This window comes from Cyanothece sp. BG0011 (genome assembly GCF_003013815.1).
Classification (GTDB): Bacteria; Cyanobacteriota; Cyanobacteriia; order Cyanobacteriales; family Microcystaceae; genus Crocosphaera.
The window spans coordinates 1-14295 of sequence record NZ_PRLH01000163.1 but is presented as its reverse complement, the minus strand read 5'-3'; the positions used below and the strand labels follow the sequence as shown (position 1 = coordinate 14295).

Sequence of the window (14295 nt, the reverse complement as noted above, 5' to 3'; positions counted from 1 at the left end):
CGAAACCCGATAAAACAGTCATCCCCGATATAAGCCGGTCCATGGATCAGGGCCATATGAGTGATACAGGCTTCTTTACCGATCCAAACGGAATATTCTCGGCCGTCATCTCCCACAACCCGCCCTTTTTCTAGTCCATGAATGACTACCCCATCTTGAATATTGGTTCCTTCACCAATATAAAATGGGGTTCCTTCATCGGCTCGTATAGATGTTCCTGGGGCAATTAAAACATTGGCCTCGACTTGAACATCCCCGATCAAGTTAGAAAAAGAATGCACGAAGGCACTATCATCAATTTTGGGTTCTGCGAGGGTTTGCGACCAAGGTGTCGGGGGTGCCGCCCTTTTGCGGACTACCATGACAATTTTCGTCCTCCTCTTTAATAATTTAGTATCAGTTATTAGCAGACTGTCAATGAAGTTAAACCCTTCATTGTTCGTCTTTTTTGCTATACAATCGATTATTTTCAACCGTAACCGTATCAATAATTCCCACCACTAAGGCATCTAGGGGACGGCGTTCCATACCATCATCGATGCGAGCAGCACTGCCTCTTGATACCAATACCCACTCGTTAATCCCTGCACCGACTAAATCACCGGCTACCTCGTACTTAGGAAGAGGTTGTCCTTCAGCGTCCATAAACTGAACTAATAAGAACTTTGTTCCAGTTAAACTGCGGGTTTTGTAGGTACTGACAACAGTACCTCGAACTTTGGCAATTTGCATTATATTGGCGAATTACTGTTTATTTAGCGTCTAATAGGCACAGGATTGACACTTTCACGGAATTGTTCTACTGCTTCGGTGTAACGAATGGGTAAGACATATTCGAGGTTTTCGTGAGGTCTAGCAATGATGTGGGTCGATAACACTTGTCCACCATTTACCCGGCCTGCGTTGTCAATACCAGCAGAAACAGAGGCTTGAACTTCTGAAACGTCACCCCGAACAATCACGGTCACGCGACCACTTCCGATTTTTTCGTAACCCACTAAGGTCACACGGGCTGCTTTTACCATAGCATCAGCAGCTTCGACAACGGCGGGAAAACCGAGGGTTTCTACCATTCCAACAGCAATTGACATGAGTTTTTTCTCCTATAACGAATGAGTGTTTGTTTAATTAACCGTTTTGCTAAAAAAAAGACGGCTAATAAGCTCTAAACTGTTCTACTTCCTCGGTGTAGCGAATGGGTAGAACGTATTCGAGGTTTTCGTGGGGACGGGCGATAATGTGAGTCGAGAGAACTTCTCCTCCATTGACTCGGTTAGCGGCATCGATACCCGCAGAGACTGACGCTTGCACTTCTGAAACATCACCCCGCACAATGACCGTAACACGACCACTCCCGATTTTTTCGTAACCCACTAAGGTCACACGGGCTGCTTTTACCATAGCATCCGCTGCTTCTACGACAGCAGGAAAGCCTTTTGTTTCGATCATTCCAACGGCAATTGGCATTGTTAATTATCCTCGCTTTAAAGCCAAAACTAAATTTAATTAATGAGAAGCTACCAGTAATTTTTCGTTGACCCTATGGGTTTCACTTTGAGAAAAATTTTGCTCAGACTGGATAATCATGAAGCTAATAGATATATTTACCTAATGACTTTGATGATCTAATCTAGCGTGAAACTTGATTCTTCTAGTGTTAACAGACCAGGCGAAAAATTGGCACGGGGGTAGCTAACTTATCAACCTTCTATATAAACAATAGAGAACCTTGGCCCCTTTGACAATATAAACCGTCATGATATTTTCTAATCTGATGGTTAATCAAAGTTAATAGTTAAGCTCAAATCTAGGGAGAATATTGTTCTATCCCTGACTGAGTCTTGCTTTGAGGGATCGCGCTGTTTTATAATTTCTTCATCATGAGGGCTAAAAATTCTCAAATGACCGATGAGAGAGAATTAAAGGGTTTTGTCTCTGGTTTTAGGTTTGGGGATTATCAGGGATGACCTGGTTTCTCTGGTCTAACTTTTTGGCTCAGTAATTTGGCCTATTTTCTCACTTCTTTGAGTCATCAGAGTTTAATAATTAATTATTAATCATTGATCGTTAATAATCATTTCTCTTTCAAAGCGTTACTCGGTATTTTTTATCATTTACTAACCGCTACCCACTTTTTTAAGGGGATGGTCTCAATCTAATTAAAAAATTATTTAAGACATTAAAAGAGGTTGATAAAACAACCTCCTTTTGATTCTCAACTAACCTAATTATCCGGATTCAAAAAATAGGGTGATCTATTTTTTTTGATAATTAAGGCTAGAGCCATCTAGAATCATTCCCTTATTTGATAGTTGCTAAAACAGAGGATTTCTCAGAAGTTCTAACTTCAGGAGAAAGCAATCCTTTTGCATAAATTTGAGGAGTTTTCTCGGCAATTTGGGTGTAAGATTGACGGACTTGGGTATTTAAGGCTACAGTCTTCACATCATATAATTGTGTCGCTAACTTAGGATAAATCCCAATAGCAATAATCAACACCAGAAAAGAGAGCGCAATAAAGACTTCTCTTGGTTTACCATCACTATAGTCAGCGTTTTCAGGTAGCACACAGTTGGTTCCGAAACACATGGTTTCCTGGTTATCTTGATAATCTTTTTGTCGTACCGTATCCCCGACAACACAGACAGGAATTTTGTCCGTGCCATAAAATAATTGTCGTAGCATGGACAACAAGTAAATGGGGGTAAGAATCACCCCTACGGCCGATAAAAAGACGGTAACGGTGCGAAAATTAGAACTATAGATGTCGCTATTACTGACACCGAGAAAAACGGAGATTTCGCTGGCAAAGCCACTCATTCCAGGAAGAGCTAAGGAAGCCATCGCGCCGGCGGTAAATAAAGCGAATACTTTGGGCATTTTTTCCCCAATATCCCCCATATCGTTTAATGCGAGGGTGTGGGTGCGATCATAAGTCACACCAGCTAAGAAGAAGAGTAAAGCAGCAATTAAACCATGAGAGAGCATTTGCAACATTGCCCCACTCATCCCTAAGTCGGTAAACGAAGCAATTCCCAACAAAACAAAGCCCATATGAGACACAGAAGAATAGGCTAAACGGCGTTTCATATTGGTTTGTCCAAAGGAAGTCAAAGCCCCGTAGACAATATTCACCACCCCTAATGTGGCTAAAATGGGAGCAAAATAAACATGAGCATCGGATAAGAGTCCCATATTAAGGCGAATTAAGCCGTAGCCTCCCATTTTTAAAAGTACCCCCGCTAAAATCATGGACACAGGGGCTGACGCTTCTCCGTGAGCGTCAGGTAACCAAGTATGAAGGGGAAAAATAGCTAATTTTACACCAAAGGCGATTAATAATCCTGCATAAAGCAATAATTCGAGTCCCAAGGGATAATCTTTTAATCCCAGTTCCACTAAGTCGAAGGTGAGGTTATCGCCTCCGTACAATGCCATGGCTAAGGCTGCCACTAAGATGAAGATGGACGCAGCTGCTGTATATAACAAAAACTTCATGGCTGCGTACTGTCGTTTCTGTCCCCCCCAAATGGAGATGAGGAGATACACAGGAACCAATTCTAATTCCCACATGATGAACAGTAAGAGGACATCTTGAGCCACGAAAACCCCGATTTGGGCTGCGTATAACATCAGCATCAGGGTGTAAAATAGACGGGGTTTATGGTCTAGTTGCCAAGCAGAAAACATGGCCAGAGTGGTTACCAGTCCAGCTAAAAGGACCAGAGGCATAGAAATGCCGTCTACTGAGACTGTCCAACTCAGTCCTAAGGTGGGTAACCATTGATAGCTTTCCACTAACTGGAAATTCGAGTTACTCGTATCATAATGTTGGGTGAAAACGTAACACATCAAGACAAAATCAGCGATCGCCACTCCCATGGCATACCACCGTACTTGTTTACCGTCTTTCACCGGGAGTACAGGGATCACGAGAGAAGCCATTAAAGGCAGGAGGATGATCGCAGTTAACCAAGGAAATGAAGTTAATATCATCAATTATTATCAAAAATACTAAGGCTAAGATAAGAGCATTATATTAGATTATGTCAAGATTAGTTTATTATTTTTTAATATTGTGCCAGGATGTAGTTAACAGGGTCGGGTAAAAATGGTACGATTCACAAATAAATATAAAGTTGGGTAAGAAGCATCAAGATAAATTGAAAATTGAATGTAATTAATGATAAAAGATGAACGATTTTTTATTACAGAGTAGTTGGTTAATTCCGTTTTACGGGTTAGTGGGTGCATTCTTAACGTTACCCTGGTCTTTAGGGATTATTAAGCGGACTGGTCCTCGGCCGGCTGCTTATTTAAACCTATTAATGACCTTCTTATCTTTTGTTCATGGGTCCATCGCGTTTAGTCTAATTTGGCAAGGAAAAACTGAACAATTAGTGTTTAAATGGCTCAGTGTGGCCGATTTAGATTTATTCCTATCGGTAGAGTTATCCCCTGTCAGTTTAGGGGCCCTAGAATTAATCACAGGGATTAGTCTTTTAGCCCAAATCTATGCTTTAGGCTATATGGAGAAAGATTGGTCTTTAGCTCGCTTTTTTGGGTTAATGGGGGTATTTGAGGCAGCGTTAGGAGGAATTGCCCTTAGTGACTCGTTACTGCTCAGTTATGGACTCCTAGAAATTTTAACCCTGTCGACTTATTTGTTAGTGGGGTTTTGGTATGCTCAACCCTTGGTAGTCACAGCCGCCAGAGACGCATTTTTAACCAAACGGGTGGGGGATATTATTTTATTAATGGGGTTAGTGGCTCTATCGAGTTATGGAGAAGGGTTAACCTTTTCAGAGTTAGAAAATTGGGCCTTAACTGACCCAGTTCCCCCTTTAACCGCTACATTATTGGGGTTATCTCTGATTGCCGGGCCGACGGGTAAATGCGCTCAATTTCCTTTAAATTTGTGGTTAGATGAGGCCATGGAAGGACCCAACCCGGCGGGAATTATGCGAAACTCTATTGTTGTCTCGGCCGGAGCTTATGTATTAATTAAACTGCAACCGGTGTTTACCTTGTCCCCTATTGCCTCTGATGTGTTGATTGTTTTGGGGACAGTAACGGCCATTGGTGCATCTTTGATAGCAATGGCCCAAATTGATATTAAACGGGCCTTGTGTCATTCTACCAGTGCTTATTTAGGGTTAGTGTTTATTGCGGTGGGGTTGGGCCATGTAGATATTGCTTTTTTGTTGGTGTTTAGCCATGCGATCGCTAAAGCGTTATTATTTATGAGTGCCGGTTCAGCAATTTTAACCACCAGTGACCAAAACATCACAGAAATGGGAGGATTATGGTCAAGAATGCCCGCTACTACCACAGCGTTTGTGGTTGGCTCTGCTGGAATGGTAGCCTTACTACCCATGGGGATGTTTTGGACCTGGGCAAAATGGTTTGATGGCTCTTGGAATGTGTCGTTCTGGTTATTAGGGATTTTAGTGTTTGTGAATGCCCTATGTGCCTTTAATTTAACCCGTATTTTTCGGTCTGTTTTCTTGGGAACCCCTCAGAAGAAAACAAGGCGAGCGCCGGAAGTTCCCTGGCCGATGGCGTTTCCGATGGTAACATTAACTATTTTTACCTTAATTGCCCCTTTAGCCCCCATTCGTTGGCCGTTGTGGTTATCTCAAATTACGCCTGTGGCCAATAATGATTCTTTAACGGTTCAATGGGCAATTCCATTGTTCATTGTCTCGGGTTTATTAGGTTGTTTAGTGGGGGTTTTTCGTCCCATTCGTCGGTCGTGGGAACGGTTAGCTAATCTTTATTTACGCTTCTTTCAAGATTTATTTGCTTACGATTTTTACTTAGATAAAATTTATGAATTTACTGTAGTGGCACTGGTGGCAAATATTTCTAAAATAACGGCTTGGTTGGATCGCTATGTGGTTGATGGAGTAGTTAATTTAGTGAGTTTGTTTACGATTTTTAGTGGTAATGCGTTGAAGTACAATGTATCAGGTCAATCCCAGTTTTATATACTGACAATTTTAATTGGTGTCAGCTTATTACTGTGGTTAATATTAAGTGGTCAATGGTCAGTTATTGGTGAGTTTTGGGCTACTTTTTTAAGGTAAATTAAATAAATTGTTCATGTCTGTTAGTTAACGATTTTATGATCTAGGAGAATAATTATTAATCATGCTCAGTGCTTTAATTGTGATACCCCTCATAGGAGCCATTATCATAGCTAGTTTACCCAGTCAACAAAAGGATGGATTTCATCGATCTTTGGCTCTTGTTTTTAGTAGTATTTTATTAGTTTTAACCCTAGTGATTGGGTTGCAATTTGATATAGATAACCCGAATATTCAGTTAACGGAGTTTATTCCTTGGATTAAAGATATCGGTTTAAACTATCATGTCGGGGTTGACGGCTTATCTTTTCCTCTCATATTTATTAATAGTTTACTAACATTAATTGCTATTTATGCTAGTGATAAAACCATTGAGCGATCGCGGTTTTATTACGCCCTTATTTTAGTATTAAATACTGGGGTATCAGGGGCATTTCTAGCACAAGATATTCTCTTATTTTTCCTTTTCTACGAATTAGAAATTATCCCGCTTTATTTCCTCATTGCTATTTGGGGGGGGAGTAGACGAGGTTATGCTGCCATGAAATTCTTGTTATACACCGCTATTTCAGGATTTTTGGTTTTAGCGTCATTTTTGGGTTTAGTGTGGTTTTCAGGGGCATCTACGTTTGACTATGAGCCGTTACGCTCCCATACCCTACCCCTATCAACTCAATTATTATTACTCGCCCCGTTACTCATCGGGTTAGCCATTAAAATCCCGATTTTTCCCTTCCATACTTGGTTACCGGATGCTCACGTGGAAGCGTCTACCCCTGTTTCTGTGTTATTAGCGGGCGTTTTGTTAAAATTAGGAACCTATGGACTGTTGCGCTTCGGTGTGGGTTTATTTTTGGATGCTTGGGTTTATATCGCCCCTTGGTTGGCTACGTTAGCTGCTATTAGTGCCTTATATGGGGCTTCTTGTGCGATTGTCCAAAAGGATATGAAGAAGGTGGTGGCTTACTCTTCTATTGCTCACATGGCTTACATTTTACTCGCGGCTGCTGCGAGTACCCGTTTAAGTATTACTGCAGCAACGTTTCAAATGGTCAGTCATGGTTTAATTTCTGCCCTGTTATTCTTATTGGTTGGGGTGGTTTACAACAAAACCGGTAGCCGAGATGTGGACTTTTTACGGGGTTTATTGAACCCTCAGCGTGGTTTACCCATTACAGGCAGTTTAATCATTTTAGGTGTCATGGCGAGTGCTGGTATTCCTGGAATGGTGGGTTTTATTGCTGAATTTTTAGTCTTTCGAGGGAGTTTTCCGATCTTTCCTGTACAAACGTTACTTTGTTTAGTAGGAAGTGGCTTAACGGCGGTTTATTTCTTATTGATGGTTAACAAGGTTTTCTTTGGTCGCCTAACCCCAGAATTAGCCCAAATACCAAAGGTCTTGTGGGCTGAGCGTGTGCCTGCGTTGGTTTTAGCCCTTTTAATCGTTGTTTTGGGCATTCAACCCGGTTGGATGGTGCGTTGGAATGAACCCCAAGCCGGTTTATTGTTAACGGGACAATCTCAACTCGAAGCAACGGGCAACCGGAAACAGGCCATGGTGTTTGAGTAGTCCCTCGCAAACATTTTAATCTTGGCGTTGCAGGGGAGTAGGCAATACTGCTCGGTTAAGCCTAAATCGTCCGTTGAGACTGCAGGGGAGTAGGGAGCAGGGGCGGGGGAGAAAACTGAAAAACTCTTTCTCTGCTCCCTTGCCGCCTTTACCAGTCAGTTTTTGAGCGACTGAGATTATTTGAAATAAGCCAATGTAACCCCAGAACCTCCCTCTTTTTGTTCAGCTAACTCAAAGCGAGCAATTTGAGGATGACGCTTCAAAAATTCATGAACCCCTTGACGTAACTTACCCGTCCCTTTACCGTGAATAATCCATAATATCCCTGACTCAGTGGCCTGAGCGATCGCATTTTCTAAGTCGGCCTCTGCTTCTGCGACACGACTGCCCCGAATATCAATGGTATTTTTAGAGGTGCGAATGGTTGGCACGTCTTTGGGTTTAGGGGGTGAAGGTGGGGGGGTAACGGCTTGTTTTTTTTGTTTGGCCTTGGTTTCGACCTTTTGACCATCCAATGATTCAATTTCATTAAAAGAAATGGTCATTTTCATCAGTCCAAACCGTACCATAACCTCTTCATCTTCAGGCGCAACGTCTAACACCTCAGCAGTTTGTCCTAAGTTAGAGAGGCGAATTTTTTCCCCAACTTTGGGCTGATAACTAACCGTTGCTTTGGCTTTTTTCGGCAACTGACGTTGACCAATATTAGAAATAGCTTCCGTTGCTTGTTGAGCTTTTTGGCTGCTTTTTTTGCCTTTTTGTAAATTACGAATAACTTGGGCGATCTCTTCTTTAGCTTCGGCGATCGCTTTTTGCACTTCTAGTTCTTGATACCGTTTTAAGTCTTGTTCTCTTTGTTGCAGGGCCGTGGCTTTTTCTGTAACTTCGGTATAAAATTTCTCCGTTTCTTGCAATAATTTTTGTGCCTCTTGTGCCTTTTCTTCCTGTTGTCTGCGTTGCGCTTCTAACCCGGCGATGACATCGTTAACATCTTGAGAGAGTCCCCCAATGCGAGTTTTTGCCTCTTCGACAATTTCCCCGTCTAAACCCAGACGTTGAGCAATACTGAGGGCATTAGACCGCCCTGGAATGCCCCACAACAGGCGATAAGTGGGGGAGAGGGTTCGATCATCAAATTCTACTGAAGCGTTCTCAAACCGCGAATCTTCGTATTTGAGGGCTTTTAATTCTCCGTAATGAGTTGTGGCAATGGTTAACCTGGCCTGATCCGCTAAATGGTGCAATAAGGCGATGGCTAAGGCACTACCTTCGGCTGGATCAGTTCCGGCTCCCACTTCATCTAGGAGTATTAGAGATGGGTGTGGGGTGTGGGGTGTTTCAGATAAAACTGCTCCCTGCTCCCTGCTCCCTGCTCCCTGTTCCCTGCTCCTTTGTCCCTGCTCTAACGCTTCTAAAATACGAACAATGCGGCGAATATGACCGGAAAAAGTCGATAAATTCTGTTCAATCGACTGTTCATCCCCAATATCTGCTAAAATTTGCTCAAACCACGGTAATTCTACTGGTTCTTTGGCCGGGACAAATAACCCGACTTTGGCCATCAAAGCAACTAACCCGACGGTTTTGAGGGTAACGGTTTTTCCCCCGGTGTTGGGACCGGTGATGGCAATAACTCGAATATCTGGGTTAATTTGTACATTGATAGGAACCACGGGTGATCCTTGTTCGTGTCTTTCTTGCCACACTAATAAAGGATGATGCAACTGTCTGAGGGTAATGGTTTCTTTGTTTTCGATAAATCTGGGGGCGTTTCCTCCTAACCAGAAACTATAACGGGATCTCGCTGTAGCTAAGTCTAAAATGGTGGCGATCGCTAGTAAATATTCTAAATCTTCGGCCACTTCTGCCACTTGTTCGGTTAACTGGCGTAAGATCGCTTCTTCTTCTCTTTCTTCTTGTCGTAAATATTGACGGCGTTTATTCCCCATTTGTACGACGGAGTTAGGCTCAATGTAAAAGGTTCCCCCAGTCCCAGAGGTATCGTGAATAATCCCTGGAATTTGCTCTTTTTGCCCTGCTTTGACGGGAAGAACAAAGCGATCGCCCCTTTGGGTGATCACCGTTTCTTGAATCGCTCCTCCTTTTTGCTGCATGATATTTTGCAGTTTTTGATAAATTCTCTCTCTATTTTCTTTGAGATTCTGACGAATTTCTCCCAATTTAGGACTGGCGCGATCGGCCACTTTTCCGGCTTCGTCTATGCAATGATGGATGGTTTTTTCTAAGTCGGGATAGGTGCGAATGTCGGCGATTAATTCTGTTAGTGTGGGGAGTTCTTCATAATCTTCTATAATTCGTCGTAGCCGTCGCATTCCTGCTAAAGTTGTCGCAATATTAAGCAGTTCTTGTCCTGATAAAATCCCTTTGAGGGTTGCTCTTGTTAGGGAGTCTCCCACATCGGTTATCCCTTCAAATGTCCATTTTATTTCTAAATTTTGTTCTAGGCGGTAAATTTCTTTGGTTTGCTCTAGAAGCTCTTGACTTTCTTCTAAACTTGTGGGAATCGGTAGGTTACGGGCTGCGGTTGCACCCATTTTTGTGGATGCAAAGGTGGCTAACTGCTGGCAAAGACGAGGCCATTCTAATAAATTTAAAGTTTCTTTGTAAATCACTTTCTATTAAACTCAAAAACCCATAAATTCTATGAGCTAATTCTGTTTATTATAGTAATTGAATTCAGAGAGATTCGTCAACATATATAAGTAGAGATAATACCCTATTGATGGGTATTATCTGCAATGTTAAAGATTATAATCTAGCTTAGGATAGACTTATTGAAACTTTTTCATAGCATCTTCAAAAGCCATTTCCAAGTCTTTCCACGCTAATTCAAATCCGGTTTGAATATCTTTCCAAGCGTCTTCTCCTGCTTGTTGCAGTTCTTCTAACTTATTAAAGGCTGCATCTCTTTTTACGGTTAATTCCTCAACTTGACTGTGATATTCGATTTCAGTTTCAGCTTTAGCTTGTTTAGCTTTTGCCTTTATCTCGTCAATTTGAGCGTTTAATTTTTCTAATTGAGCTTTTACCTTTTCTTCGTACGCTTGTTTACTTAAATTTTGTTGGTTTGTGGGTAGTTCAGTCGCCATATATTTTTATCCTCTTTATGTGTCGTTAATGTTTTTAGCTAATAGAAGTAAAGGGTTAATGGAGATTAAAGCGATTACTTCTATTACGGCAATTTTTTAGGAGTCCTAAACCTTACTGAAATTTCTTAGTAGCGTTTTCAAAGGATGCTTGTAAGTCTTTCCATGCTAATTCAAAGCCAGCTTGGATATCTTTCCAGGCATCTTCTCCGGCTTCTTGCAGTTCCTCTAGTTTCTTGAAAGCTGCATCTCTTTTTGTAGTTAATTCCTCAATTTGACTGTGATATTTGATTTCAGTTTCAGCTTTAGATTGTTTAGCTTTTGCTTTTAACTCATCAATTTGAGCATTTAATTTCTCAAGTTGGGCTTTTACTTTTTCTTCGTAGGCTTGTTTACTTAAGTTTTGTTTGTTGGTTGACATTTGAGTAGACATATCTTTATATTCTCCTTTCTTGGTTTGACAAAAGTTTATGATTTTTGAATAGGTAAATAATTAACTCACACTAAAAGCAATACAAATTAAACTAATAACAAAAGTTGCCGCTAAACCACCCAGAATAATATAGGCATATTGTTCTCTAGGAGTGGGATAAGTTGCTGCCGTCATAGGAGGGGTTACAGGATAATTATTAATTAATCCTTCTTGGTCAACGGTATACCCTTCGGTAGAAATATCATCTTGTTGTTGAATTTCTTTTCTTTTTTCTTCTTGAGTTCCTTCTCTTTCTCTTCTGGCCGCAACGTCAGCCGGAATCAATTCACTACCATCACTAATGTCGTTATTAAGGGTTTTTGTGTCAATTTCTGGGTTATTGGCCATAGTTTATGCTCCTAAATTTACAAATCCTAGGTTTTTTACCTGTTATTATTATCATAGGACAATATTTATACTTTGTCAAGTTTTTGTACTAACAAAATAAAGAATAAGTACATTCACCGTGTGATAAATAAGAAGATGATGTTAGGATCTTGTTAAGACAAGTAAAGGACAATATTAGTACAAAGTAAATATGGCTAGAACAAAACCAAAGTCTGACAAAGTGTTAACCATTCGCCTTCCTGAGAGGGACTTATTACGTTTAGAGGCGTATTGTATGGCAGATGGAAAGACAAAAACCGAAGTCATTAGACAGTTTATTCACAGTTTACCTGTAAAAGAAAGTCTAACCACAGAAAAAGCAGGATAAAATGGAAATGAGGGGAATAAAGAATTAAGAATTAGGGAACTTATTATGTTCTCAATTCTAGATTCTGTCCTCCTCCGCATCTTGAAAGAGATGGTAAAGATAATCTAGTTAGCCCCTCATGTCTCCTCAAAATTCTCAAGATGAAATATCCCTGATTGTTGGTATTGGGGCTTCGGCCGGTGGTTTAGATGCCTTTTCAGAATTACTCAGTCACTTACCCACCGATACAGGGATGGGGTTTGTGCTGGTGCAGCATCTTGCTCCCGAACAAGAAAGCCTTCTCAGGGAATTATTAGCCCGCACCACCCAAATGCCGGTTAAAACCGCCGAAAATGGCATGAGGGTGGAGGCCAATCATGTTTATGTGGTTCCCCCCAATGCTAAGATGACTATCGCCGAGGGACGGCTACAATTAGCAGTCTGTGATCAAAGCCATCGAAGCATCAAGACTATTGATCTATTTTTTGAGTCCTTAGCAACAGATCAAAAAAATAAAGCGATCGCCATTGTCCTCTCCGGCAGTAATAATGACGGAGCCATTGGCGTTAAAGCCATTCACGCTGAGGGGGGCATTGTCTTTGCCCAAGAGCGTACCACGGCTGAATGTGACGTTCTCCCTCCGTTAACCGCTTGGGCGGTATAACGGGGGCTTCTAAAACAGAGATAACTGCATATACTCAGTTCCAGAAGTTTCCTGCTTCACAGGCTGTCCACTGACTAAGCCTCCACAGGCAGACGGGATGAGACCCACCCCATGTATTTGCAATGCCTTTTTTATAATATTAACTGCGGCGTTTTCATCCCTATCCATTGTCAAATTACATTTCGGACATTCATGTAATCTAACTGATAGTGTTTTCGGAACTTTATGACCACAGCTTGAGCAATTTACTGTCGTTCCATGAGGACTAACTTTGACAAACCAAACGCCGCGTTTTACCGCCACTGCTTCTAATTTTGTTAAGAAATTTCCCCAAGCGACATCTAAAATACTCTTAGCCAATTTAGTTTTAGCTAACCCTTTGATGTTTAAGTCTTCACAAGCAATAAAATCATAATTATTGACCAACCAATGTGCTGTTTTGTAGTGCCAGTCTTTTCGATATCTAGCAATTTTTTGATGAGTTAAAGCTATTCTTTTTTGTTGTTTCTCATAGTTTTTTGACCCTTTATTTTTTCTGGCTAATTTACGTTGTTGACGAGCTAAATGCTTTTGTCGATTGCGATAAATCTTTTTAACAGCAACTGTTTTTCCTTGACTGGTAGTCAAAAACTCTTTTAATCCTACATCAATTCCAACTGCTGATTTGATATTATCTATGGGAATAACATTCGGAATCGTCTCATCTTCTGCTGTAATACAGACATAGTATCCATCTGCTTTTTTAACGATTGTAGCTGTTTTAAGAATAAAACTTTCAGGAATCGGACGATGGATTACAACTGGTATAGCTCCCCATTTTTTTGTCCAAAGACAATTATTTTGAAACTTGATAACAGCTTTGGGATGATTAACTCTCGAAAAACTAAAAGACCTTAATTGACCAGCTTTTTTAAATCTAGGTCGCCCTCCTCTTTTACCTTTTTTATCTGGAACTAACCATCTTTTCCAGGCTTTTTCTAATCTTTGAAGATTCATCTGTTGAACTTCGCAGTAGATATTTTTGTAGTCAGGAAAGAGAGTTTTTGTCTGTTTTAAATCTGATTGTTGAGTGTAATAATTAACTTTTTCTGGTATTTCTCCTATGGTTTCACTAATTAAACTGCATCTATCAATGGCACATCGAGTCCGTCTTAACCAGTCCAAACGCTGACCTAGCGCATAGTTCCAGTGACGACGTAAAAGTTCTAACCACTGGTTTATACACTCTGCTTGCTTTTGATTAGGCTTGATTCGGTACTCAAATGTCAGTATCATAATACTATTATTGTAGCACTTATCGTTGTTAATGAACAATAGTTATAGTAAAGAAAATAGGTCAGTTTACTTACTTGCCGTACATATTGTCTTAGTGACTAAATATCGGAGAAAAGTCATTACCCCTGACATCCTATCTCGTCTGCAACGAATTTTCACAGATACTTGCAGTAAATGGGATTGTCGATTAGTAGAATTTAATGGTGAAACAGACCATGTTCATCTACTTGTTGAGTTTAATCCTAAAGTTCAACTTAGTAAATTTATTGCTAATTTAAAAACTGTTTCTTCTCGTTTAATCAGAAAAGATTTTTCAGATCATTTAACTCAATTTTATGGACAAAAACCTGTGTTCTGGACTGGTTCTTATTTTATTGCTACTTGCGGTGGTGTAACGATTGAACAACTTAAACAATATGTTGAA

The 14295-nt window shown here is 40.7% G+C and carries 14 protein-coding genes and 1 pseudogene; 5 read left to right on the top strand and 10 right to left on the bottom strand.

Going from position 1 to position 14295, the window contains the following annotated elements; translation table 11 throughout:
* The 5 genes and pseudogenes from C4E06_RS21130 to C4E06_RS21110 all read right to left on the bottom strand — a co-directional run.
* A pseudogene (locus tag C4E06_RS21130) lies at positions 1 to 362 on the bottom strand (carbon dioxide concentrating mechanism protein CcmM); the annotation flags it as partial.
* A 70-nt stretch (positions 363 to 432) separates the two neighbouring features.
* A complete protein-coding gene (locus tag C4E06_RS21125; protein ID WP_107670398.1) occupies positions 433 to 732 on the bottom strand; it encodes a EutN/CcmL family microcompartment protein in 300 nt (99 codons plus the stop codon).
* A 23-nt stretch (positions 733 to 755) separates the two neighbouring features.
* Entirely contained in the window at positions 756 to 1091 is a 336-nt protein-coding gene (locus tag C4E06_RS21120) for a carbon dioxide-concentrating mechanism protein CcmK (protein WP_008275342.1), read from the bottom strand.
* A gap of 64 nt (positions 1092 to 1155) precedes the next feature.
* Positions 1156 to 1467 carry a carbon dioxide-concentrating mechanism protein CcmK gene (locus C4E06_RS21115; RefSeq protein WP_008275343.1) on the bottom strand — a complete coding sequence of 104 codons (312 nt, stop codon included), beginning with the start codon at positions 1465 to 1467 and terminating at the stop codon, positions 1156 to 1158.
* Positions 1468 to 2301: 834 nt separating this feature from the next.
* Positions 2302 to 3996 carry an NAD(P)H-quinone oxidoreductase subunit 4 gene (locus tag C4E06_RS21110; RefSeq protein WP_107670397.1) on the bottom strand — a complete coding sequence of 565 codons (1695 nt, stop codon included), beginning with the start codon at positions 3994 to 3996 and terminating at the stop codon, positions 2302 to 2304.
* A 197-nt stretch (positions 3997 to 4193) separates the two neighbouring features.
* On the opposite strand from C4E06_RS21110, the gene C4E06_RS21105 reads away from it, so the two are divergent.
* Together C4E06_RS21105 and C4E06_RS21100 are read left to right on the top strand one after the other, a co-directional pair.
* Positions 4194 to 6089: an NAD(P)H-quinone oxidoreductase subunit F gene (locus tag C4E06_RS21105; RefSeq protein ID WP_107670396.1), complete on the top strand. Its 1896-nt coding sequence runs from the start codon at positions 4194 to 4196 to the stop codon at positions 6087 to 6089.
* A gap of 64 nt (positions 6090 to 6153) precedes the next feature.
* Positions 6154 to 7659 carry an NADH-quinone oxidoreductase subunit M gene (locus tag C4E06_RS21100; RefSeq protein WP_107670395.1) on the top strand — a complete coding sequence of 502 codons (1506 nt, stop codon included), beginning with the start codon at positions 6154 to 6156 and terminating at the stop codon, positions 7657 to 7659.
* A 176-nt stretch (positions 7660 to 7835) separates the two neighbouring features.
* Here C4E06_RS21100 and C4E06_RS21095 read toward each other — a convergent pair whose 3' ends face one another.
* From C4E06_RS21095 to psb34, 4 genes are all read right to left on the bottom strand, one after another.
* Positions 7836 to 10292: an endonuclease MutS2 gene (locus tag C4E06_RS21095; protein ID WP_107670394.1), complete on the bottom strand. Its 2457-nt coding sequence runs from the start codon at positions 10290 to 10292 to the stop codon at positions 7836 to 7838.
* Between the two features lie 159 nt (positions 10293 to 10451).
* Entirely contained in the window at positions 10452 to 10769 is a 318-nt protein-coding gene (locus tag C4E06_RS21090; RefSeq protein WP_107670393.1) for a hypothetical protein, read from the bottom strand.
* Positions 10770 to 10881: 112 nt separating this feature from the next.
* Positions 10882 to 11199 (bottom strand): hypothetical protein, encoded by a 318-nt coding sequence (locus tag C4E06_RS21085; RefSeq protein WP_107670392.1) that lies wholly within the window; start codon positions 11197 to 11199, stop codon positions 10882 to 10884.
* 60 nt (positions 11200 to 11259) lie between these two features.
* Positions 11260 to 11586 carry a photosystem II assembly protein Psb34 gene (gene psb34 / locus C4E06_RS21080; RefSeq protein WP_107670391.1) on the bottom strand — a complete coding sequence of 109 codons (327 nt, stop codon included), beginning with the start codon at positions 11584 to 11586 and terminating at the stop codon, positions 11260 to 11262.
* Positions 11587 to 11776: 190 nt separating this feature from the next.
* Here psb34 and C4E06_RS28315 point away from each other — a divergent pair, with 190 nt between their 5' ends.
* Positions 11777 to 11953: a hypothetical protein gene (locus C4E06_RS28315; protein ID WP_198648912.1), complete on the top strand. Its 177-nt coding sequence runs from the start codon at positions 11777 to 11779 to the stop codon at positions 11951 to 11953.
* A 118-nt stretch (positions 11954 to 12071) separates the two neighbouring features.
* Positions 12072 to 12596 carry a chemotaxis protein CheB gene (locus tag C4E06_RS21075; protein WP_107670390.1) on the top strand — a complete coding sequence of 175 codons (525 nt, stop codon included), beginning with the start codon at positions 12072 to 12074 and terminating at the stop codon, positions 12594 to 12596.
* A gap of 9 nt (positions 12597 to 12605) precedes the next feature.
* Here C4E06_RS21075 and C4E06_RS21070 read toward each other — a convergent pair whose 3' ends face one another.
* Positions 12606 to 13871, bottom strand: a complete 1266-nt coding sequence (locus C4E06_RS21070; protein WP_107666572.1) for an RNA-guided endonuclease TnpB family protein — start codon at positions 13869 to 13871, stop codon at positions 12606 to 12608.
* A gap of 31 nt (positions 13872 to 13902) precedes the next feature.
* Here C4E06_RS21070 and tnpA point away from each other — a divergent pair.
* A partial coding sequence (tnpA, locus tag C4E06_RS21065; RefSeq protein ID WP_107670389.1) for an IS200/IS605 family transposase occupies positions 13903 to 14295 on the top strand: 393 nt, incomplete at its 3' end.

Bases quoted from the DNA above. Each gene is read 5' to 3' on its own strand.
- C4E06_RS21125 (WP_107670398.1), bottom strand. From the start codon at position 732: ATGCAAATTGCCAAAGTTCGAGGTACTGTTGTCAGTACCTACAAAACC.
- C4E06_RS21120 (WP_008275342.1), bottom strand. From the start codon at position 1,091: ATGTCAATTGCTGTTGGAATGGTAGAAACCCTCGGTTTTCCCGCCGTT.
- C4E06_RS21115 (WP_008275343.1), bottom strand. From the start codon at position 1,467: ATGCCAATTGCCGTTGGAATGATCGAAACAAAAGGCTTTCCTGCTGTC.
- C4E06_RS21110 (WP_107670397.1), bottom strand. From the start codon at position 3,996: ATGATATTAACTTCATTTCCTTGGTTAACTGCGATCATCCTCCTGCCT.
- C4E06_RS21105 (WP_107670396.1), top strand. From the start codon at position 4,194: ATGAACGATTTTTTATTACAGAGTAGTTGGTTAATTCCGTTTTACGGG.
- C4E06_RS21100 (WP_107670395.1), top strand. From the start codon at position 6,154: ATGCTCAGTGCTTTAATTGTGATACCCCTCATAGGAGCCATTATCATA.
- C4E06_RS21090 (WP_107670393.1), bottom strand. From the start codon at position 10,769: ATGGCGACTGAACTACCCACAAACCAACAAAATTTAAGTAAACAAGCG.
- C4E06_RS21085 (WP_107670392.1), bottom strand. From the start codon at position 11,199: ATGTCTACTCAAATGTCAACCAACAAACAAAACTTAAGTAAACAAGCC.
- psb34 (WP_107670391.1), bottom strand. From the start codon at position 11,586: ATGGCCAATAACCCAGAAATTGACACAAAAACCCTTAATAACGACATT.
- C4E06_RS28315 (WP_198648912.1), top strand. From the start codon at position 11,777: ATGGCTAGAACAAAACCAAAGTCTGACAAAGTGTTAACCATTCGCCTT.
- C4E06_RS21075 (WP_107670390.1), top strand. From the start codon at position 12,072: ATGTCTCCTCAAAATTCTCAAGATGAAATATCCCTGATTGTTGGTATT.
- C4E06_RS21070 (WP_107666572.1), bottom strand. From the start codon at position 13,871: ATGATACTGACATTTGAGTACCGAATCAAGCCTAATCAAAAGCAAGCA.